The organism is Trinickia caryophylli (genome assembly GCF_034424545.1).
Classification (GTDB): Bacteria; Pseudomonadota; Gammaproteobacteria; order Burkholderiales; family Burkholderiaceae; genus Trinickia; species Trinickia caryophylli.
Window position 1 is genome coordinate 1,569,698 of sequence record NZ_CP139970.1, and the last position, 20,306, is coordinate 1,590,003.

At 64.9% G+C, this 20,306-nt stretch carries 17 protein-coding genes; 9 read left to right on the plus strand and 8 right to left on the minus strand.

Annotation, left to right across the window (positions count from 1 at the left end):
• Positions 1 to 163: 163 nt before the first annotated feature.
• The 3 genes from U0034_RS07130 to U0034_RS07140 form a co-directional block, all read right to left on the minus strand.
• A complete protein-coding gene (locus U0034_RS07130; protein WP_085228159.1) occupies positions 164 to 1,984 on the minus strand; it encodes a M61 family metallopeptidase in 1,821 nt (606 codons plus the stop codon).
• A 100-nt stretch (positions 1,985 to 2,084) separates the two neighbouring features.
• Positions 2,085 to 2,810: a DsbC family protein gene (locus U0034_RS07135; protein WP_085228160.1), complete on the minus strand. Its 726-nt coding sequence runs from the start codon at positions 2,808 to 2,810 to the stop codon at positions 2,085 to 2,087.
• 70 nt (positions 2,811 to 2,880) lie between these two features.
• Positions 2,881 to 4,053, minus strand: a complete 1,173-nt coding sequence (locus U0034_RS07140; protein ID WP_085228161.1) for a UbiH/UbiF family hydroxylase — start codon at positions 4,051 to 4,053, stop codon at positions 2,881 to 2,883.
• Between the two features lie 417 nt (positions 4,054 to 4,470).
• Here U0034_RS07140 and ychF point away from each other — a divergent pair, with 417 nt between their 5' ends.
• The 3 genes from ychF (at position 4,471) to ettA (ending at position 8,759) form a co-directional block, all read left to right on the plus strand.
• Positions 4,471 to 5,565 (plus strand): redox-regulated ATPase YchF, encoded by a 1,095-nt coding sequence (ychF, locus tag U0034_RS07145; protein ID WP_085228162.1) that lies wholly within the window; start codon positions 4,471 to 4,473, stop codon positions 5,563 to 5,565.
• Between the two features lie 152 nt (positions 5,566 to 5,717).
• Positions 5,718 to 6,944 (plus strand): AAA family ATPase, encoded by a 1,227-nt coding sequence (locus U0034_RS07150; protein ID WP_085228163.1) that lies wholly within the window; start codon positions 5,718 to 5,720, stop codon positions 6,942 to 6,944.
• A 147-nt stretch (positions 6,945 to 7,091) separates the two neighbouring features.
• A complete protein-coding gene (ettA, locus tag U0034_RS07155; protein ID WP_085228164.1) occupies positions 7,092 to 8,759 on the plus strand; it encodes an energy-dependent translational throttle protein EttA in 1,668 nt (555 codons plus the stop codon).
• A 100-nt stretch (positions 8,760 to 8,859) separates the two neighbouring features.
• Here ettA and U0034_RS07160 read toward each other — a convergent pair whose 3' ends face one another.
• From U0034_RS07160 to U0034_RS07170, 3 genes are all read right to left on the minus strand, one after another.
• Positions 8,860 to 9,489: an HAD family hydrolase gene (locus U0034_RS07160; protein WP_085228165.1), complete on the minus strand. Its 630-nt coding sequence runs from the start codon at positions 9,487 to 9,489 to the stop codon at positions 8,860 to 8,862.
• A gap of 69 nt (positions 9,490 to 9,558) precedes the next feature.
• Positions 9,559 to 11,385 (minus strand): aminopeptidase P family protein, encoded by a 1,827-nt coding sequence (locus tag U0034_RS07165; RefSeq protein ID WP_085228166.1) that lies wholly within the window; start codon positions 11,383 to 11,385, stop codon positions 9,559 to 9,561.
• A 15-nt stretch (positions 11,386 to 11,400) separates the two neighbouring features.
• A complete protein-coding gene (locus tag U0034_RS07170) occupies positions 11,401 to 11,655 on the minus strand; it encodes a hypothetical protein (protein WP_085228167.1) in 255 nt (84 codons plus the stop codon).
• Positions 11,656 to 11,905: 250 nt separating this feature from the next.
• On the opposite strand from U0034_RS07170, the gene hemA reads away from it, so the two are divergent.
• The 5 genes from hemA (at position 11,906) to U0034_RS07195 (ending at position 16,415) form a co-directional block, all read left to right on the plus strand.
• Positions 11,906 to 13,228 (plus strand): glutamyl-tRNA reductase, encoded by a 1,323-nt coding sequence (gene hemA / locus U0034_RS07175; RefSeq protein ID WP_085228168.1) that lies wholly within the window; start codon positions 11,906 to 11,908, stop codon positions 13,226 to 13,228.
• Positions 13,229 to 13,323: 95 nt separating this feature from the next.
• On the plus strand, positions 13,324 to 14,406 hold the full coding sequence (gene prfA / locus U0034_RS07180) for a peptide chain release factor 1 (protein WP_085228169.1): 1,083 nt from the start codon (positions 13,324 to 13,326) through the stop codon (positions 14,404 to 14,406).
• 45 nt (positions 14,407 to 14,451) lie between these two features.
• The gene (gene prmC / locus U0034_RS07185) at positions 14,452 to 15,339 is read left to right on the plus strand and encodes a peptide chain release factor N(5)-glutamine methyltransferase (RefSeq protein ID WP_085228170.1); all 888 of its coding nucleotides are present in this window, start codon (positions 14,452 to 14,454) and stop codon (positions 15,337 to 15,339) included.
• A gap of 130 nt (positions 15,340 to 15,469) precedes the next feature.
• The gene (gene grxD, locus U0034_RS07190; protein WP_085228171.1) at positions 15,470 to 15,784 is read left to right on the plus strand and encodes a Grx4 family monothiol glutaredoxin; all 315 of its coding nucleotides are present in this window, start codon (positions 15,470 to 15,472) and stop codon (positions 15,782 to 15,784) included.
• A 31-nt stretch (positions 15,785 to 15,815) separates the two neighbouring features.
• Positions 15,816 to 16,415 carry a UbiX family flavin prenyltransferase gene (locus U0034_RS07195; protein WP_085228172.1) on the plus strand — a complete coding sequence of 200 codons (600 nt, stop codon included), beginning with the start codon at positions 15,816 to 15,818 and terminating at the stop codon, positions 16,413 to 16,415.
• A 153-nt stretch (positions 16,416 to 16,568) separates the two neighbouring features.
• Here U0034_RS07195 and U0034_RS07200 read toward each other — a convergent pair whose 3' ends face one another.
• Positions 16,569 to 18,158 carry an APC family permease gene (locus U0034_RS07200; RefSeq protein ID WP_085228173.1) on the minus strand — a complete coding sequence of 530 codons (1,590 nt, stop codon included), beginning with the start codon at positions 18,156 to 18,158 and terminating at the stop codon, positions 16,569 to 16,571.
• A gap of 440 nt (positions 18,159 to 18,598) precedes the next feature.
• Here U0034_RS07200 and U0034_RS07205 point away from each other — a divergent pair, with 440 nt between their 5' ends.
• Positions 18,599 to 18,802 carry a cold-shock protein gene (locus U0034_RS07205; RefSeq protein ID WP_085228174.1) on the plus strand — a complete coding sequence of 68 codons (204 nt, stop codon included), beginning with the start codon at positions 18,599 to 18,601 and terminating at the stop codon, positions 18,800 to 18,802.
• Positions 18,803 to 18,910: 108 nt separating this feature from the next.
• Here U0034_RS07205 and U0034_RS07210 read toward each other — a convergent pair whose 3' ends face one another.
• Positions 18,911 to 20,161, minus strand: coding sequence for an Hsp70 family protein (locus U0034_RS07210; RefSeq protein ID WP_085228342.1), 1,251 nt, complete (start codon positions 20,159 to 20,161; stop codon positions 18,911 to 18,913).
• Positions 20,162 to 20,306: the final 145 nt, after the last annotated feature.

The window sequence follows — 20,306 nt, forward strand, 5'->3', positions numbered from 1 at the left end:
AGTAGCCTGGCGGCGAAGCATCGTTGCAGTAGTGGAACAATCGCCACCACGGTACGCCGGGCGCGGCCCCGCCGCCCCTGGCCCGTGGCATCGGGCGAGCCGCTTGCTCCAGCACTGAGGCGATACCGTCGATACTTGCGGCCGGCCCCTCCAGGTGTGCAGCTCAGCCTTGCAACCAGCGCTCGCGGGCCTGACGGACGGTACGGCCCGCCTTGTCCGCCACCGCCAGTTTGTAGCGCGTGACCTCCGGGCCATCGAGCTTCAGGCGCGCGACGCGCAGTTCGTCGCGGCGAAACGCATGCACGTCCACGGTCTCGCCCGGCAAATAACGGCCAAGCACGGCCTCGAGATTCGAACCAGTCACGCGCAGCCCGCCGATCGCAACGAGGATGTCCCCGGCCGACAGCCCGGCCTTTTGCGCCGCGCTGCCGTCGTGAACCGCCGACAGCGTGCAATCGGCACCGCCGCGCACGCGCACGCCGAGCGACGGCTTGCCCGGCCGGCCAGCCCCGCCGTTGGCCGGATCGGGCGCGAGCGTCACGCCGAGCGGGGCCAGGAGCGTCTCCAGCGGCAAATCGCGTGTGCCGTGGACGGCATCGTCGAAGAGCGCGCCGAGGTCCACGCCCGTCGCCTCGGCAATGAGCGCCTTCACCTCATCCTCGCCAACGCCGCGTGCCGCGCCCCCGCGGCGATAGAAGTCGCGCCCGTAGCGCTGCCAAAGCAGGCGCATGACATCGTCGAGCGACTTGCGGTGGTTCGTCTGCGCGCGGATGGCCAGATCGAAGGCGAGCGCGACGAGCGAGCCTTTTTGGTAGTAGCTGACGATCGCGTTCGGCGCATTCTCGTCCTGGCGGTAGTACTTGATCCAGGAGTCGAACGAGCTTTCGGCCACGCTTTGCTTGAGCCGGCCGCTGCCGCGCAGAACGCTGCCCACCGTCTTGCCGAGCAGGCCAAAGTAATCGCTCTGCCCGATCGCACCGCTGCGCACGAGCATCAGGTCGTCGTAATAGGAAGTGAAGCCTTCGAACAGCCAGAGCAGCGAAGTGTAATTCTCGCGCGAGAGGTCGTACGGCACGAACGCGGCCGGCTTGATGCGCTTGACGTTCCACGTATGGAAATATTCGTGGCTGCACAGGCCCAGGAAGGTTCGATAACCCTCCGTCGTCTCGTCACGGCCGAGCACCGGCAGGTCGGTTCGATTGCAGATGAGCGCCGTCGATGCCCGGTGCTCGAGGCCGCCATAGCCATCGCTCACGGCGAGCGTCATGAAGACGTAGCGATCCACCGGCGCCTTTTTCGTCCTCGGCTCGAAAAGCGCGATTTGCGCTTCGCAGATCCGGCGCAGATCGGCCACGAGCCGATCCAGGTCGATGCGTACGGTGCGCCCGGCGATGACGAGGTCGTGCGGCACGCCATGCGCCTTGAACGTCGCCAGCGCGAACTCCCCGAGCGTGACCGGGTGGTCGACGAGTTCGTCGTAGTTGGACGCTTCGTATTCCCCAAAGCCGTAGCGCTTCGTGCCGCGCGCCTCGGCGAGCGCCGTGGCCACGCGCCAGCCGCGATAGGCCGGGCCGGCCGGCTTGCGGATATCGACGATGCAAGGCGCTTCTTCACGACCGGCCACGGCGAGAAAAACGCTCGTGCCGTTGAAAAAGCCGGTCGTATCGTCGAGATGCGCCGCGCGCACCGACAAATCCCACGCGTACACCTCATAACGCAGCGTCAGCGGCCCGCCGCGCTTGAGGGGCGCGGCCCGCCACGTCTGCTTGTCGATTTTCTCGATCCGCACACGGCGCCCCGCTTCGTTGAACGCCACGAGCGTCACGATGTTGCGCGCGAACTCGCGCACCATGTAGCTGCCCGGAATCCACGTAGGCAGCATGAACCGCTGGCCTTCCGGGTCCGGATCGACGACGGTCAGGGTGACTTCGAACAGGTGGGCTGCGGGGTGCTTCGGAACGATGGCGTAGCGGATCGGGTTCATCGGCGGCAAGGTCGATCGGAACAGGAGAAAAGCGGAGCCGGCGGCACGGCTTGCGCGAGCGCATGTCGCGCGGTACAGCGGGCGCCGCGGCGTTCGTGCATCAGCGCGTCTTGTCGAGCGCCTTGGCGAGGGCGTCGGCGGAGACAGCGCCGGGCAGGCGCCGGCCGTCAGCGAGGATGATGGTCGGCGTGCCCGTCACGTTCATGCTCCGGCCGAGCGCCAGGTTCTTGTCGATGGCGCTCGTGTCGCAGGTGCCTGCGCCCGATGGCGCCCGGTGGTCGAGCATCCAGGCTTCCCAGGTCTTCGCGCGATCGTCGGCGCACCAGATCGCCTTGGCCTTGCGCGTCGAATCGTCTGAAAGAACGGGGTAGAGGAACGTGTAGACAGTGACGTTGTCGACGGACTTCAGCGACGTTTCGAGTTGCTTGCAGTACGGGCAGTTCGGGTCCGAGAAGATGGCGATCTTGCGACTGCCGTTGCCTTTGACGACCTTCACGGCATTGCCGAGCGGCAGGCTTGCGAAGTCGACCTTGTTGAGTTCGGCGAGGCGCGCCTCGCTCAGGTTCGTGCGCGATTTCGTGTCGATCAGATCGCCGGCGATGACGTGGTCTCCACTTGCATCGCTGTAGACCATTTGGGTACCGAGATTCACCTCGTAAAGCCCTGCGACGGGCGACTTCGAAATGCTCTTGATCGGCAGATCGGGCAGGCGCGACTGAAGCGTCGCCTTCAGCTTGTCGGTGACGGGATCGGCATGCGCGGAGCCGGCGAGCGCCATGACGGCGGCGAGTGCCGCTACAGCGGCGTGACGCGGAAAAGTGAACATGGTCTGGAAATCCTTCCGTTCGTATCTGCCGCGTGGCGAGCCGGGCCGCGCGGCGTATGGAATCCGATGCTCAGCCAAGCGCCGCCGAAACCAGCAGGCGCTTCACGAGCGGCTGCGCGCCCACGAGCGACATGCCCGCGTTGCGGACCGTGCGCGCGAGCGAGCCGGGCAGGGAAAAGAGACGCTGGAGGCCGTCGGTGGCCAACGTGAGCGCGCCGATGTCTTCGCGGCGCGAGCGCTCGTAGCGGCGCAGCAGCACCGGGTCGCCCAGGTCGCGGAACGGCTCCTTGGCGGCCAGCACCTCGACGAGCGACGCGACGTCGCGCAAGCCGAGATTCATACCCTGCCCCGCGAGCGGGTGGATCAGGTGGGCCGCATCGCCGACGAGCGCCACCCGCGGTGCGATGAGCCGCTCGACGCGTTGCAGCGCGAGCGGAAAGCCGTGCGCGGGGCCAACGCACTCGAGCGCGCCGAGCCGCCCGTGTGTGGCGCGCTCGACGGCCGCCTCCAGTTGCGCCGGCTCGAGTGCGAGGAGTTCGCGCGCGTGGTCCGTTTGGGCGGACCATACGAGCGAGACATGGCCGCGCGGCAAGGGCAGCAGCGCGACGATCTCGCGCTCGGTGAACCACTGGTAAGCCGTTTCGCCGTGAGGCTGCGCCGCCTTGAAATTGGCGACCACGCCGGTCTGGCGATAGTCGCGCCGCTCGACTTCGCCGCCCGTTTGCGCGCGCACCCACGAGTGGGCGCCATCGGCGCCGACGATCAAGTCGGCCTCGATCACCTGCCCGCTGGCCAGCGCGAGCGTGGCGACGTCGGGTTTCACATCGAGGCCGCGTGCGCGGCTGTCGAACCATGCCACCTGCGGCTGGAAGCGCAAGGCCGCATCGAGCGCGTGCTCGATCAGCGAGGATTCGACGATCCAGGCAAGTTGCGGCACGGCGGCTTGAAAGGCCGAGAAATGCAGTTCGGCCAGGGCGTCGCCATAAACGCGCATGTCGTACACAGGCGCGAGCCGGTCGTGGTCGAGCGCCTGCCAGATGCGCAGGCGTTCGAGCAGAGACTGGGAACTGGCAGAAAGCGCATAGATGCGCGCATCGAAAGGTACGTCCGCGGGACGCGGCGCGGCCGGCTGCGCAATCAGCGCGACGCGCAGGCCTTGCTGGGCGAGCGCGAGTGCGGCACTTTTGCCGATGAGCCCGCCGCCGACGACGGCGACGTGAAACGTCTGATGAAGGGCGGTCATCAGGGCATTATAGCCGCGGCGGGTGGCGGCTTGACGCGGGCTGGGCGTCGCGGGCAGGTCCGGCGTGCGGGGTGACGCACGCAGCGCAGCGGGCTGAACGGTCTTTACTTCGACTTATAGATCGCCTCCTCGACCGTGCCGCGCCGGCCCCGGCGACGACCACTTCACACCGGCGTCGCGGGGCCGCCCGCCTACCCGAACACCTCGTGGCCACGCCATCTTCGCCAAAGCCGCCCTTCGGACGCGTTACAATTACGACCTTTCGAGCAGCACGAGCGTGCCCCGAACGCTGGCGGTCGGCCTTGCACCCTTATTGTCTCGTCCCCGAATTTCGTCCCGCGGCTGTGCCGTCCGACTCACCATCGAACGCGGCGCCCCGCCAGTCAACAGTAAACCGTTGATCTAAAAAGGTTTCCAATGAGCCTCAAATGCGGCATCGTCGGCTTGCCCAACGTCGGCAAGTCCACCCTCTTCAATGCGCTCACGAAGGCGGGCATCGCCGCCGAGAACTATCCGTTCTGCACGATCGAGCCGAACGTCGGCGTGGTCGAGGTGCCCGATCCGCGCCTCGCCGCGCTTTCCGAGATCGTGAAGCCCGAGCGCGTCGTGCCGGCCGTGGTCGAGTTCGTCGACATTGCCGGCCTCGTCGCCGGCGCAAGCAAGGGCGAAGGCCTGGGCAACCAGTTCCTCGCCAACATCCGCGAAACCGACGCGATCACGCACGTGGTGCGCTGCTTCGAGGACGAAAACGTCATCCACGTCGCGGGCAAGGTCGATCCGATCTCCGATATCGAAGTGATCAACACGGAACTCGCGCTCGCCGATCTCGGCACCGTCGAAAAGGCGCTCGCCCGCTATTCGAAGGCGGCCAAATCGGGCAACGACAAGGAAGCCGTGAAGCTCGCGGCCGTGCTCGAAAAAGCACGCGTGCAGCTCGACGCGGCCAAGGCGATTCGCGGACTCGATCTCACGGAAGAAGAAGAGGCGCTGCTCAAGCCGTTCTGCCTGATCACGGCCAAGCCGACGATGTACGTCGCCAACGTGAAGGACGACGGCTTCGAAAACAATCCGCACCTCGACGCCGTTCGCAAATACGCCGAAGCGGAAAAGGCACCGGTCGTTGCGGTGTGTGCCGCCATCGAAGCCGAAATCGCCGACCTTTCCGAGGAAGACAAAACCGTCTTCCTCGCCGACATGGGCATGGAAGAGCCGGGCCTGGACCGCGTGATCCGCGCGGGCTTCAAGCTGCTCGGTCTGCAGACCTACTTCACGGCAGGCGTGAAGGAGGTCCGCGCCTGGACGATCCATGTCGGCGATACCGCGCCGAAAGCGGCCGGCGTCATCCACACCGATTTCGAGCGCGGCTTCATTCGCGCACAGACGATCTCGTTCGACGACTTCATCGCCTTCAAGGGCGAGCAAGGCGCGAAGGAAGCAGGCAAGATGCGCGCCGAAGGCAAGGAATACGTCGTTCACGACGGGGACGTCATGAACTTCCTGTTCAACGTCTGAACCCGCGTAAGCCGACAGCAAAACCCGTTGTGAAAAATGGAGGCGCGTCGTATGGAGGCGCGTCGTTGCCACGAGTCCAACGACGCGGATGATAAGCGCGCAGGCGAGAAACAGCCCCATTTCATATCGTTCCTTGACGCTGGGAGAAAAAGTTGCCCAAGCCCAAGCTTCCTCGGTTGACCATCAACCGATTTGGCCCAATCACCAAAGCTGACGTCGCATTTGGCGACCTGTCGATAATCGTCGGCCCTCAGGCAACGGGGAAAAGCCTCTTCCTGCAGACCCTGAAGCTACTCGTCGACCGCGATCAAATTCATGACATGTTCATGCGTCACAACATGTCGTTCAGCGGCCGGGAGGAAGCTTTTTTGGATGCCTACTTCGGCGGGGGCATCGCCAACGGGTGGGGGCGACGGTCCTCAATGAGCTTTAACGGAGCATCCAAAACGCTCGCTGAGCTGGCACGGCCCAGCCGAGGCAAAAAGCGGTACGAGCGCTTGTTCTACATCCCGGCTCAGCGCGTCATGAGCCTACCCAGCGGGGTATCTCAAAATTTTGGGACGTTTAATTTTGGCGATCCGTACGCGCTACGTGCGTTCAGCGACGCGGTTCACGATCTCATTCAAAACGAATTTGCAGCCAAAGGTGAGCTTTTCCCCGCGCCTAATCGATTGAATGCGATCTTACGTCAGCCGATCAGCGAACAGCTGTTTGGACGGACGAGCCTGATCGTCGATGAAAGCGAATTCACCAAGCGACTCGCCTTGCGCGTCCCGCGTCAAAAGAAGCCCCTCAGTTTCCTCTCTTGGTCTGCGGGACAACGCGAATTTACGCCCATGCTAATGGGCCTCTACTGGCTCTGCACTGTAACGCAAAAGCGCAAGTCAGGGTCAAACGCTAGAGAAACGATCGATTGGGTAGTTATCGAAGAGCCTGAGATGGGACTTCACCCCAATGGCATCCAAGCCGTATTGTTGCTGATGCTCGAATTGTTGAGGCGAGGCTATCGAGTCGTAGTTTCCACTCACTCGCCTGTCGTATTGGAGATGGTATGGGCGCTGCAAGAGTTCAAGAAGCTGCGCGCGGATGAAATCCACGTAAGAAAGCTGTTCGACTTGCCTGCCGCACCGTACGCGAAGGAGCTTGCCGTCACCGCGCTGAACAAAGACTACCGAGTCTACTTTTTCGACCGAAATGGTCACTCGCACGATATTTCACGGCTCGACCCTGCCGCGGAGCAAATTGACGAATCGGAATGGGGCGAGCTCGTAGGCTTTACGTCCAAAGTAAACGCGGAAATTGCACACGCCGTTAACGAGACGAGTATCAAGAAGCCGCGCGGCAGGCGGCACTGCGAGCAGGCTCGCGCCCTCTTTTGAAACATGCGGGGTACACACCCGTTTAAATGGTGCATTCTGCTCCCCGGACTGACCGCAGCCTCTGCCAGTATCGCCGGCGCCCGCTTTGCGCGCCGGCCCGCTAACGTGTCAGACTAGCGCTTTCCCGTTCAATCGTTTCCCAGTCACATGGCCCAATACGTCTTCACCATGAACCGGGTCGGCAAGATCGTGCCGCCCAAGCGCCAGATTCTCAAAGACATCTCGCTATCGTTCTTTCCTGGCGCGAAGATCGGTGTGCTCGGCCTGAACGGCTCGGGCAAATCCACGCTCATCCGCATCATGGCGGGCGTCGATCGCGACATCGAGGGCGAAGCGACCCCGATGCCGAACCTCAACATCGGCTACCTCCCGCAAGAGCCCCAGCTCGATCCCGAAAAGACGGTGCGCGAAGCCGTGGAAGAAGGGCTCGGCGATGTTTTCGGCGCACAAAAGAAGCTCGACGAGATCTACGCCGCCTATGCGGAGCCGGACGCGGACTTCGACGCGCTTGCGGCCGAGCAGGCCAAATACGAAGCGATTCTCGCGGCCAGCGACGGCGGCAGTCCCGAGCAGCAGCTCGAGGTCGCGGCCGACGCGCTGCGCCTGCCCCCGTGGGATGCCAAGGTCGCGAACCTGTCCGGCGGCGAGAAGCGCCGCGTCGCACTCTGCAAGCTGCTGCTCGAAAAACCCGACATGCTGCTGCTCGACGAGCCGACGAACCACCTCGACGCCGAATCGGTCGAGTGGCTCGAGCAGTTCCTCACGCGCTTTCCGGGCACCGTCGTCGCCGTGACGCACGATCGCTACTTCCTCGACAACGCCGCCGAATGGATTCTCGAACTCGATCGCGGCCATGGCATTCCCTGGAAGGGCAATTACAGCAGTTGGCTCGACCAGAAGGAAACGCGCCTCGAGCAGGAAGAAGCCTCAGAATCGGCGCGTCAAAAAGCGATCAAGAAAGAACTCGAATGGGTTCGGCAGAACCCGAAAGGCCGTCAGGCGAAGTCGAAAGCCCGTATCGCACGCTTCGAAGAACTTTCGAGCCAGGATTATCAGAAGCGCAACGAGACGCAGGAGATTTTCATCCCCGTCGGCGAGCGTCTCGGCAACGAAGTCATCGAGTTCAAGAACGTCAGCAAAGCCTACGGCGATCGTCTGCTCATCGATAATTTGAGCTTCAAGGTACCGGCCGGCGCGATCGTCGGCATCATTGGCCCGAACGGCGCCGGCAAGTCCACGCTCTTTCGCATGCTGACGGGCCGCGAGCAGCCCGATTCGGGTGAGATCGTGCGCGGGCCGACGGTCAAGCTGGCCTATGTCGACCAGAGCCGCGACGCGCTCGACGGCTCGAAGACGGTGTTCGAGGAGATCTCGGGCGGCGCCGATGTCCTCACGGTCGGCAAGTACGAAACGCCGTCGCGGGCCTACATCGGCCGCTTCAACTTCAAGGGCGCCGATCAGCAGAAGATCGTCGGCAACCTCTCGGGCGGCGAGCGCGGCCGGCTGCACCTCGCGAAGACGCTCATCGCGGGCGGCAACGTCCTGCTGCTCGACGAACCGTCGAACGACCTCGACGTGGAAACGCTGCGCGCGCTCGAAGATGCGCTGCTCGAATTCGCAGGTTCGGTCATGGTGATCTCGCACGACCGCTGGTTCCTCGACCGTATCGCCACGCACATCCTCGCCTTCGAGGGCGATTCGCAAGTAGTCTTCTTCGACGGTAATTATCAGGAGTACGAAGCCGACAAGCGCAAGCGCCTCGGCGAAGAAGCGGCCAAGCCCAAACGCATCCGCTACAAGCCGATCACGCGCTGAGCCGCGAGCGGCAACCGCCGCGCTCCGTTTCGAACGAACCCCGCCGCCGGCGGGGTTTTTCGTTGGCGAGCCGCGTTCGTCGCGCGGCCGCGGCAGCGGATCACGCCCCGACGGCGAGCCCCAATTCGCGCAGTCGTGCCGCCGTGGACGCGGCGCTCGTGTGATGCACGCCGTGCCAGCCGAGCGCCGTGGCCGCATGGGCGTTCTTGATGTTGTCGTCGATGAAGACGATCTCGTTGGCCGCCACGCCCGGTACATGCTGCTCGATACGCGCGAACATTTCCGCGTAAATGGCGGGGTCCGGCTTGACGAGCTTGACCCGCCCCGAAACCACGACGTCGCGGAAACGACGCAGCACGTCGAAGCGCTCCCACGCATAGGGGAACGTCTCGGCCGACCAGTTGGTGAGCCCGAAGAGCGGCACGCCGGCCGCTTCGAGTCGATCGACGAGCGCGACACCCTCCTCGATCGCCCCGCCGATCATTTCATGCCAGCGAGCATAGAACGCGCGAATCAGCGGTTCGTGCTCGGGAAAGCGCGCAACGAGCTCGGCAGTCCCGTGCTCGATCGTCTGCCCGCCGTCTTGCTGCACGACCCAATCCATCGAGCAGACCTCGGTGAGAAACCGCTGACGCGCCGATTCGTCGGGTATCAGCTTGCGGTACAGGTAATGCGGGTTCCAATCGATCAACACCCCGCCAAAATCGAATACGACGATTTTTGCAGCCATCTTCGCTCTCATCTCCGCTCTATTCACCGCGCCCCGCCCGCGCTTTGCCACTTCTTCGCGGTTGCACGCTCAGATAGCGCGCGTGCGCGTTTCGAGCCACGCCCTGGCATCGCCCGATACATGCGGCCCCACGCGCGCGAGCACGGTTTCATGATACGCGTTGAGCCACGCGCGCTCGTCGTCGCGCAGCAACTCGAGCGCGATGCAGCGCGTATCGATCGGACACAGCGTCAGCGTCTCGAACTCGAGGAACGCCCCGAACTCGGTCTCGCCCGCCGCGCGACTCAGCACGAGGTTCTCGATGCGCACGCCCCATTGGCCCGGACGATAAAGACCGGGCTCGACCGAGGTGATCATCCCCTCTTCCATCGCCGTATAGGGCTCGGCCGGCGCGTAATGCGAAATGACCTGCGGCCCCTCGTGTACGTTCAGGAAATAGCCGACGCCGTGGCCCGTGCCGTGCCCGTAATCCCCGCCCGCCTCCCAAATCGGCGCGCGGGCGATTGCATCGAGCATCGGCGAGCGAATGCCGCGCGGAAAACGCGCGCGAGAGAGCGCGATCGTGCCTTTGAGCACGACCGTGAAATCGCGCTTTTGCGCATCCGACACCGAGCCCACCGGTACGACGCGCGTGATGTCGGTCGTGCCGCCCCAATACTGTCCGCCCGAATCGATCAGCAGCAAACCGTCGCCCGCAATGCGCGCATGCGCGGATTCGGTCGCGCGATAGTGCGGCATCGCGCCGTTCGCATTGAAGCCCGCAATCGTGGCGAAGCTCGGCGAAACGAAGCCCTCGCGCCGCGCCCGTGCCTGCGTGAGACGCTCGTCGATCGTGAGCTCGGTGATCGTCTCGCGGCCGAGTGCCGACTCGAACCAGGCAAAGAATTCGGCCAGCGCGGCCCCGTCCGCCTCCATCGTCGCGCGCACGTAGGCCGCTTCGGCCGCCGTCTTGCGCGACTTTGCAAACGTGGAGGGATTGACCGCCTCCACCACCTTGACCGCTTCCGGCACGGCCTGCCGCGAGCCGAACGAGATCCGGCGCGGATCGACGAGCAACGTCGCGCCGGCCGGCAGCGCGGCAAGCGCTTCGCCCGCCCGCGCATATGGCGCGAGCGCGATGCCGTCGCGCCCGAGCGCGGCGGCGAGCTCGGCCGGCACCTTGCCTTCGGCCACGAAGAGCGTGGCGGATTCGAGCCCGATCAGCAGGTGGCCGACGAATACCGGGTTGAAGCTCACATCGGCGCCGCGCAGATTCGTGAGCCAGGCCAGATCGTCGAGGGTCGAGACGAAGTGCCATTGCGCGCCTTTTTCGCGCATTGCAGCCCGAATGGCGGCCAACTTCTCCGCCCGGCTCAGGCATGCATAGGGCATGGCGTGTTCGTAGACGGGCGCGGCAGGCAAACCGGGCCGGTCGGGCCAGACGGCCCCCACGAGGTCGAGATCCGTGCGCAGCGCAATATCGCTCGCCGTCAGGGCGGCGGCCAGCGCACGCGCCGCGGCAAGCCCGAGCACGGCACCGTCGGCCCCGACGGTCGCGCCGGCCGGCAGGTTCTGCGCCAGCCAGTCGACATGCGGCTGCGATTGCTGCCCGCTCGTCATCTTCATGAGCGCGACACCGCTGCCGGCCAGCTCTGCACCGGCCTGAACCCAGTAGCGGCTGTCGGTCCAGACGCCAGCGAAGTCGGCCGTCACGACGAGCGTACCCGCCGAGCCGGTGAAGCCCGAAAGCCATTGCCTCGCCTGCCAGCGTGCCGGCAGGTATTCCGAGAGATGAGGATCCGAAGACGGAATGACGTAGGCGGCGAGGCCCTCGCGCGCCATGGCGGCGCGCAGCCGGGCAAGACGTGCGCCAACGGCCTCGTCGAGCGCGGCGGGATCGGAATGTCGGTCGTTCATCGAGTCACCTGGATATTATCGACGGCGAGCAAGGCTCACCGTCACAGCGACGGCGACGAGCGCCACGGCCGCACATACGGGCCACTCGAGCACGTCGCCATCATAGAAGAGCCCCGTCACGCTGCCCGCCATTCTTGCGGCGCCGGCCGCAACGATCCCGACGGGCACCACGAGGAACCAGCGCGCCCGGCTCGCGCGATAAAACGGGTGAAATCGCCAGCCGGCCAAGCCGATCGCCGCGCCGAGGACGACGATGCCTGCCCATCCCATCAGCCGCCCGCCGGCGGCAGCCGCTTCGACAGCGCAAGGGCATCCACGGAAAGCAGGCCGTTCGATTGCATGTTTGATCTCGGTCGAGGTTGGATGGAGGCAAGGGCGAGATGGCCGCCCCGCCGGCTTGGCTCGCCGGCGGCCGCGCACCGCGTCGCAACCCGTGCCAAATGCATGGAACCGTTATAATAACCGGCTGAAATACCCGTGCCGTCCTGTCGACCGGAACGGCTATACAAGTCCCCCGCATATGCAACTGCTTACGATCGGAATCAATCACCACACGGCGCCCGTCGCGTTGCGCGAGCGTGTGGCGTTTCCGCTCGAGCAGGTGAAGCCGGCGCTCGATGCCTTCAAGGCGCTCTGGTCCGGCCGCAGTTCGGTTTCGGCGCCCGAGGCGGCCATTCTCTCGACCTGCAACCGGACCGAGCTCTACTGCGCCACGGAAGACCGGGCCGCGCGCGACGCGGCCATCGCCTGGATGTCGACGTACCACGGGATGGAGGCTTCGGATCTGGCGCCCCATGTCTATGCGCTGCCGCAATCGGAAGCCGTGCGCCACGCCTTTCGCGTCGCGTCGGGCCTCGATTCGATGGTGCTCGGCGAAACGCAAATCCTCGGACAAATGAAAAATGCCGTGCGAACCGCCTCGGAGGCAGGCGCGCTCGGCACCTATCTGAACCAGCTTTTCCAGCGTACGTTCTCCGTCGCCAAGGAAGTGCGCGGCACGACGGCGGTGGGCGCGCAATCCGTCTCGATGGCCGCCGCCGCCGTCCGGCTGGCGCAGCGCATCTTCGACAAAGTCTCGAACCAGCGCGTGCTCTTCATCGGCGCGGGCGAAATGATCGAGCTGTGCGCAACCCACTTCGCGGCGCAGGAACCGCGCGAGCTCGTGGTGGCGAACCGCACGGCCGAGCGCGGCGCCCGGCTCGCGGAGCGCTTCGGCGGCCACTCGATGCCGCTCGCGGAACTGCCCACGCGCATGCACGAGTTCGACATCATCGTGTCGTGCACGGCTTCGACGCTGCCGATCATCGGGCTTGGCGCCGTCGAGCGTGCGGTCAAGGCGCGCCGGCATCGGCCGATCTTCATGGTCGATCTGGCCGTGCCGCGCGACATCGAGCCGGAAGTGGCCGAGTTGCGGGACGTGTTTCTCTATACGGTCGACGATCTCGGCGCGATCGTGCGCGAAGGGAATGCCTCGCGCCAGGCCGCCGTGGCACAGGCCGAGGCCATCATCGAGACGCGCGTGCAGAATTTCATGCAATGGCTCGATGCGCGCAGCGTCGTTCCCGTGATTCGCCACATGCACATGCAAGCCGATGCGCTGCGCCGCGCGGAGCTGGACCGCGCGCTGAAGATGCTCGCGCGCGGCGACGATCCGGCCGCCGTGCTCGAAGCCATGTCGCAGTCGCTCACCAACAAGCTGGTCCACGGCCCCACGCACGCCCTGAACCGCGCGAACAGCGAAGACCGCTCGACGCTCGTCGACCTGCTCGGCGGCGTCTATCGGCACGCCAAGCCGGCCGCCCCGTCCGAATCCTCCGAATCCTCCGATCCCTCCGATCATTAGCGCCGCCCCAGCGCGGCGAAACGCCGCATGCCGCTGCGAAGGCGGCTTCGTCAGACCTCTGTTTCCATCTTCTTCCGGGAGCCTCGCTCCGCACCATGAAAACGAGCATGCAACAAAAGCTCGACCAGCTGACGACACGGCTGGCCGAACTCAACGACCTGCTGAGCCGAGGCGACGTCACGGCCAACATCGATCAATACCGCAAGCTCACGCGCGAACACGCCGAAATCGGCCCCGTGGTCGAGCACTACGCGCAATGGCGCCAGGCGCGCTCCGATGCCGCGACGGCGCAGGAACTGCTGTCGGATCCCTCGATGCGCGAATTCGCGGATGAGGAAGTGCGTGCCTCGCGTGATCGGATGACCCGGCTCGAATCGGAACTGCGGATGATGCTGCTGCCCAAGGACCCGAACGACGAACGCAACATCTTCCTCGAAATCCGCGCCGGCACCGGCGGCGACGAATCGGCGCTCTTCGCGGGCGACCTGCTGCGTATGTATTTGCGTTACGCCGAACGGCAACGGTGGCAAGTCGAGATGATTTCGGAGAGCGCCTCCGATCTCGGGGGCTACAAGGAAGTCATCGTGCGCATCGCGGGCCAGGGCGCCTACTCCAAGCTCAAGTTCGAATCGGGCGGGCATCGCGTGCAGCGCGTGCCGGCCACCGAGACGCAGGGCCGTATCCACACCTCCGCCTGCACCGTGGCCGTCATGCCCGAAGCCGATGAAATCGGCGAAGTCGAGATCAATCCGGCGGATCTGCGGATCGACACGTTTCGGGCCTCGGGCGCCGGCGGGCAGCACATCAACAAGACCGACTCGGCCGTGCGCGTCACGCACCTGCCCACGGGCATAGTCGTCGAATGCCAGGACGACCGTTCGCAGCACAAGAACAAGGATCGCGCCCTGAAGGTGCTCGCGGCGCGCATCAAGGACAAGCAGTATCACGAGCAGCACGCCAAAGAGGCGGCCACGCGCAAGAGCCTCATCGGCTCGGGCGACCGGTCCGAGCGGATCCGGACCTACAATTTCCCGCAGGGGCGACTGACCGACCACCGGATCAATCTCACGCTCTACAAGCTCGAAACGATCATGGACGGCGAGCTCGACGAGCTCATCGCCGCGCTCGTGAGCGAGCATCAGGCCGAGCAGCTTGCCTCGCTCGGCGATGCGGACTGAGCGGAGCGCCGCACCGGGCGCACATAGCGGAAACCCATCCGAATCATGAGCCGTGAATCCTCACCACAGCGCCCGGGCACAGCGGGCGCGGGCGGCGCACCGGCCTGCACGTGCGCGACGTTGTTGCGCGCCTCGCCGCTGCCCGCGCTCGAAACGCGCATCCTGCTCGCCCATGCGCTCGGCTGGCGGCGCACCGAACTGATCACCCGTGCCGACGAGCCGCTCGACCCCGGCGCCCTCGCCCGCTATCGCGCGCTCGAGGCGCGCCGCGCCGCAGGCGTGCCGATCGCGCAGATCGTGGGTACGCGCGAATTCTTCGGGCTCGCGTTCGAAGTCGATGCAAACGTGCTGATTCCGCGGCCCGAGACGGAGCTGCTCGTCGAAACGGCACTGGCGGCGCTCGAAGGGCGCGCAGGGCCCCAGGTACTCGATCTCGGAACCGGCAGCGGCGCCATTGCGGTCGCCATCGCCGCGGCACGCCCCGATGCGCGCGTGACAGCGGCGGACCGCTCCCCGGAAGCGCTCGCGGTGGCCGCGCGCAATGCGCAGCGGCTGCTCGATCCGGCCCGGCCCGGCGGCCCCGTGCGGTTCCTGCAAAGCGACTGGTACACGGCGCTCGACCCCGCCTCGCGCTTCGATCTCATCGTCAGCAATCCGCCCTATATTGCGTCGGGGGATCCGCATCTCGACACGGGCGACCTGCGCTTCGAGCCGCGCGGCGCCCTGACGGACGAAGCGGACGGTCTGTCGGCAATCCGCACGATCCTAGGTCAGGCGCGCGCCTTTGTCGCGCCCGGCGGCAGCGTCTGGATCGAGCACGGCTACGATCAGGCCGAGGCTGTCCGCGCCCTCTTCAGGGCGCAGGGCTTCGCGGGCGTGCACTCGCTCGCCGATCTTGCCGGCATCGAACGGGCAACGGGCGGCGCGGCGTAAAAACGCCGTCGACACGCGGCGGACAACCCCTCCCGCGCCAGGGCGGCGAGCGCCGTCTGGCCGGGAAATCCGCTATTATTTCGCTCTGTCTTCCCCACATTCCGTGCCTGTCACGGATTCAAGGCCAGTCATGGATACTCAACAACGCATCAAGCAAATCGTCGACGAAAACACCATCGTCCTGTTCATGAAGGGCAACGCGCAGTTTCCGATGTGCGGCTTCTCGGGGCGCGCCATCCAGATTCTGAACGCATGCGGCGTCAAGGAATTCAAGACCGTCAACGTCCTCGAAGACGACGAAATCCGCCAGGGCATCAAGGAATTCTCCAACTGGCCGACGATCCCGCAGCTTTACGTGAAAGGCGAATTCATCGGCGGCTCGGACATCATGATGGAGATGTACCAGTCGGGCGAGCTGCAACCCATCGTCACGGCAGCTGCCTGACGCCGCCTCGGCCCACACGCCGCACCAGCTCATGCAAGACCCACCCGCGCGGCCGCGCCGGCTCGTGGTCGCGATCACCGGAGCAACCGGTGCGATCTACGGCGTGCGGCTGCTGGAGACGCTCAGGCGCGTCGGCGGCGTGCAAACGCATCTGCTGATTTCGAGCGCTGGCTGGCTCAATGTCCAGCACGAGCTGCAACTGACGAAAGACGAGATTCACCCGCTCGCCGATGTGGTGCACTCGGTTCGTGACGTCGGCGCGAGCATCGCCTCGGGCTCGTTCGTGACCGACGGCATGATCGTCGCGCCGTGTTCGATGAAAACGCTTGCGAGCATTGCGCACGGTTTTGCCGACAATCTCATCGCGCGCGCGGCCGACGTCACGCTCAAGGAACGGCGCCGCCTCGTGCTGCTCGTGCGCGAAACGCCGTTCAACCTCGCGCATCTGCGCAACATGACGGCCGTCACAGAGATGGGCGGCATCGTCTTCCCACCGCTGCCGGCGTTCTACCATCGCCCCGCCTCGATCGACGAACTCGTCGACGACACCGTAGCCCGCGTGCTCGATCTTTTTTCGCTCGGTCCCGCGCTGGCGCCGTCGTGGCCCGGGTTGCGCGGCCCGGACGCCTGACCCCCCTCACCCACCGCCCGGGCGCATACTCGCGGCAAACGTAAAAAAACCCGCCCCGGATTGCAGAGAATCCGCCCGGGCGGGCTTTGGGTCGCTGCGGGCCAGCGTGCTTGCCAGCTGGCCCGAAGGGAATGGAAACGGTGAAGCGCTGGCTTAGACGCCGACTCCCTCGAGGATGTCGTGTTCGGGCTCGCGCTCGTCGAGGTAACGCGTGCGATAGCCGGTGTTGACACCCCAGTAGTAGAAGATCAGCGAAACGGCGGCCACGATGCCCATGTCCCAGCCGTACGGCAGAACGCCCATGCCCCCGAACTGCTTGCTGCCGATCAGCGACAGCACGGCCATCGTCGGCAGATAGGCAACGAGCCACCATGCCGCCTTCAGGTCGCGGCCCCAGCCGCTCCAGCCCGATTTGCCCTGAAAGTAGAAGTAGACGGGCAGCGCGACGACCATCAGCAGGATGATCTCGCCCGTGAGCGGCCACTTCGCCCAATAAAGCACCATCGATGCGCAGACGAACGCGAACGGCGCGATCACCCCCATCAACGGCAGGCGCAGCGGGCGCTCGATGTCGGTCGCCGCGCGGCGCAGCGCCATGAGGCTGATCGGGCCGGTCAGATACGAGATGACGGTCGCGACCGAGATCACGGCAGCCAGCGAGCCCCATCCGCGGAAGAAGAAAAGGAAGACGAACGACACAAGCAGGTTGAACCACATCGCGTTACGCGGCACGCCATAGAACGGGTGCACGTTGCCGAACATCTTCGGCATCGTGTTGTTGCGCTCCATCGCGTAGATCATGCGCGTCGTGGTGGCCATATAGGTCGTACCGGTTCCGCTCGGGCTCACGAACGCATCGACGTAGAGCATGATCGCAAGCCAGTTCAGATTCAGCGCAATGGCCAGCTCGGCGAACGGTGAGGCGAAATCGAAGTGGCTCCAGCCGCGCGCGACATCGGCGGGGTTCACCGCGCCGATATAGGCGATTTGCAGGAGCACGTAGATCACGAGCGCCACCAGGATCGAGCCGATCACGGCGAAAGGCACGCTGCGCGCGGGATTGCGCGCTTCACCGGCAAGGTTCACCGGGCTTTGGAAGCCGTTGAAGCTGAATACGATGCCGCTCGTGGCGACGGCCGTGAACACCGCCGACCAGCCATAAGGCGCGAACTCGCCCGTCTTGCCGAGGTTCTCGGAATGAAAGCCGGAGAACAAGCCGATGATCGTCAGTGCCGGAATCAGGAACTTGAAGACAGTAATCGCCGTATTGGCGCGCGCGAAGACCTTCACGCCCCAGTAATTGAGCATGAAGTAGATGATCACGAGCACAGCCGATAGACCGACGCCCGTTGGTGTCAATGAGTCTCCCACGTAAAGCGCGTGCGCCCAGGCATAGGGCCAGGTGCTCATGTACTGGATCGATGCTTCGGCCTCGATCGGGATCACCGATACGATGGCGATCCAGTTCGCCCACGCGCTGATGAAGCCCACGAGCGCGCCGTGCGAATAGCGGGCATAGCGCACCATGCCGCCCGACTCCGGGAACATGGCGCCGAGCTCGGCGTAGGTGAGTGCGATGGCGAGAATGACGACAGCACCGATGATCCAGGCGCAGATTGCCGCAGGGCCCGCGATTTTGGCTGCTTTCCATGCGCCGAAGAGCCAGCCCGACCCAATGATGGAGCCAAGCCCGGTCAACATCAGCGCAAATGGCCCGATGTTCCGTTGAATAGAACTTTTCACAACCTCTCCTTAGGGATTTGGAACCGCGCGAGGGCACTTGCCAACCTCTTATGGGGGCTCGCAACCGGCGCCGCGCCGCGGCATAAACCACCGCAACCGGGCGCAACCCTGCCACGCGGCGCGTAGTTTACCGGTTGCGCCCCATGACGGGGCACAAATCCGTTCTGGCACTCTCAAAAATCCGCTAATTCCGTAGGACGAGGCGAAAGGGTTGAAAGCAATGCGCAGACCTGAATGGGGGATATCCCTGCTGCAACGCGGAATTTGTTGACCCCGCAGCGTTTTAGCCGTATAAGGAGCAGGCAGGATTTCAAGCGGCGAGTGTCAATTGGTCTTTTCGTGGTTCGCCCCTCAGGTACACCGGTTGGTCCCATTACCCTTCCTTGATTTTCCGCACCCCTGGCTTCGGCCTCGTTTCACTTTCTTTAGGAACACGTAATATGGAAACCGGTACCGTCAAGTGGTTCAACGACGCGAAGGGCTTTGGCTTCATCACGCCCGACGGCGGCGGCGAGGATCTCTTCGCCCACTTCTCGGAAGTCAAAGTAGACGGCTTCAAGACCCTTCAGGAAAACCAGAAGGTGTCGTTCGAAGTGCGCACCGGCCCGAAGGGCAAGCAAGCGGCTAACATCAAGCCGATCTGAGCCGTGCCGGTTACGACCGGACCTCAGTAGAAAACCCCGCCTCGCGCGGGGTTTTTCATTTTCTGGCGCGGCGCGGCCCAAGGGCCGGTACGGCTCGCATGGCCCCTCTCAGGCGAACACCCGCTGCGCGTGAATGCCGAGGCCCGTGGCCACGCTCGCGAGCCGATCGCCGAACACCGCTCGCGCCGTGGGAAACGCACCCGCCAATTCGCGCGTGAGAAACGCCAGCCCCGTCGAACCGCCGGTGAAGTAGAGCGCGTCGAGTTCGCGCGGGGCGACGCCGGCGAGCCGCAGCGTCTCTCGCGCGGCATCGACGATCTGTCGTGTCTCTTCCTGCCCGGCCTCGATCAGTTGTGCATCGTCGAAGGGCAGCCGCAAGTCGGTTTCGACATCGTTCAGGTCGATGGATGTCTGCCCGCCCGCCGCCACGCCGATCTTCGCTTCTTCGGCCAGCGCCGCCAGCGCATGGCCGAGCCGCTGCTCGACCACGCGCATGAGACGATCGTGATGGCGCAGATCCTGGTAAAGATGGCGCATGAGTTTCAGTTCGCCCAGCCGCTTGCCCGTGTAGACGGTATTGATCAGGTGCCAGGTGGACAGATCGAAATAGATGCGGCTCGGTACCTCGCGGCCTTCGGGGTCGAGCGTTTTGAAGCCGAGCTCGCGCATGATCGTCGCGAGTTCGACACGACGGTCGAAGTCGGTGCCCGCCACATGCACGCCGTGATGCGCGAGCACGTCGTCCTTGCGTTCGATGCGCGTCATGCGCTCCGGCCCCACGCGCACGAGCGAAAAGTCGGACGTGCCGCCGCCAATATCGGCCACGAGCACGAGCGCCTCGGCCGCCAGCCGCGACTCGTAGTCGAATGCGGCCGCGATCGGTTCGTACTGGAAATGCAGCTCGCGCAACCCCGCCTGTCGGGCGGCGGCCTCCAATTGCTGCTGCGCGAGACGATCGGCCTGCGGGTCGTCGTCGACGAAGAACACGGGCCGGCCGAGCACCGCGCGCTCGATCGGCGCCTTCGCGCAAGCCTCGGCCCTCGCCTTCAGGTAGGCAACGAAGGTCGATACCACGTCGGTGTACTTGACGGCGCTGCCATCGCCGAGCTCGGTCATGCCCTCGGCAAGCGGGGAGCCGAGAATACTCTTGAGCGAACGCATGAGTCGGCCGTCGAAGCCGTCGATGTAGGCCGCCAGCGCCGCACGCCCGTACTCGAGCGTATTTTCGTCCGTATTGAAAAAAATGGCGGTCGGCAGTGTCGAATGCTCGCCCTCCACCGGAGCCAGCCGCACCGCGTCGCCCTGCGGCAATGCGACCGCCGAATTCGACGTGCCGAAGTCTATCGCGCAATAGGTCAATGCTTTCATGGCAAACGCTCAACGCGCACGGATCGAGGACGGGCTTTTTATCACGAACGCATGCCGGGCGGCAACCGCCAATGTGGCGAACCGGGAACGCGGCTTGCTCGCGCGGCAAGGTCAGCCCTGCCTGCCGCGGCGGCGC

Excerpts from the sequence above, each read along its gene's own strand:
- U0034_RS07130 (WP_085228159.1), bottom strand. The coding sequence starts at position 1,984 with ATGAACCCGATCCGCTACGCCATCGTTCCGAAGCACCCCGCAGCCCAC.
- U0034_RS07135 (WP_085228160.1), bottom strand. The coding sequence starts at position 2,810 with ATGTTCACTTTTCCGCGTCACGCCGCTGTAGCGGCACTCGCCGCCGTC.
- U0034_RS07140 (WP_085228161.1), bottom strand. The coding sequence starts at position 4,053 with ATGACCGCCCTTCATCAGACGTTTCACGTCGCCGTCGTCGGCGGCGGG.
- ychF (WP_085228162.1), top strand. The coding sequence starts at position 4,471 with ATGAGCCTCAAATGCGGCATCGTCGGCTTGCCCAACGTCGGCAAGTCC.
- ettA (WP_085228164.1), top strand. The coding sequence starts at position 7,092 with ATGGCCCAATACGTCTTCACCATGAACCGGGTCGGCAAGATCGTGCCG.
- U0034_RS07160 (WP_085228165.1), bottom strand. The coding sequence starts at position 9,489 with ATGGCTGCAAAAATCGTCGTATTCGATTTTGGCGGGGTGTTGATCGAT.
- U0034_RS07165 (WP_085228166.1), bottom strand. The coding sequence starts at position 11,385 with ATGAACGACCGACATTCCGATCCCGCCGCGCTCGACGAGGCCGTTGGC.
- U0034_RS07170 (WP_085228167.1), bottom strand. The coding sequence starts at position 11,655 with ATGGGATGGGCAGGCATCGTCGTCCTCGGCGCGGCGATCGGCTTGGCC.
- hemA (WP_085228168.1), top strand. The coding sequence starts at position 11,906 with ATGCAACTGCTTACGATCGGAATCAATCACCACACGGCGCCCGTCGCG.
- prfA (WP_085228169.1), top strand. The coding sequence starts at position 13,324 with ATGAAAACGAGCATGCAACAAAAGCTCGACCAGCTGACGACACGGCTG.
- prmC (WP_085228170.1), top strand. The coding sequence starts at position 14,452 with ATGAGCCGTGAATCCTCACCACAGCGCCCGGGCACAGCGGGCGCGGGC.
- grxD (WP_085228171.1), top strand. The coding sequence starts at position 15,470 with ATGGATACTCAACAACGCATCAAGCAAATCGTCGACGAAAACACCATC.
- U0034_RS07195 (WP_085228172.1), top strand. The coding sequence starts at position 15,816 with ATGCAAGACCCACCCGCGCGGCCGCGCCGGCTCGTGGTCGCGATCACC.
- U0034_RS07205 (WP_085228174.1), top strand. The coding sequence starts at position 18,599 with ATGGAAACCGGTACCGTCAAGTGGTTCAACGACGCGAAGGGCTTTGGC.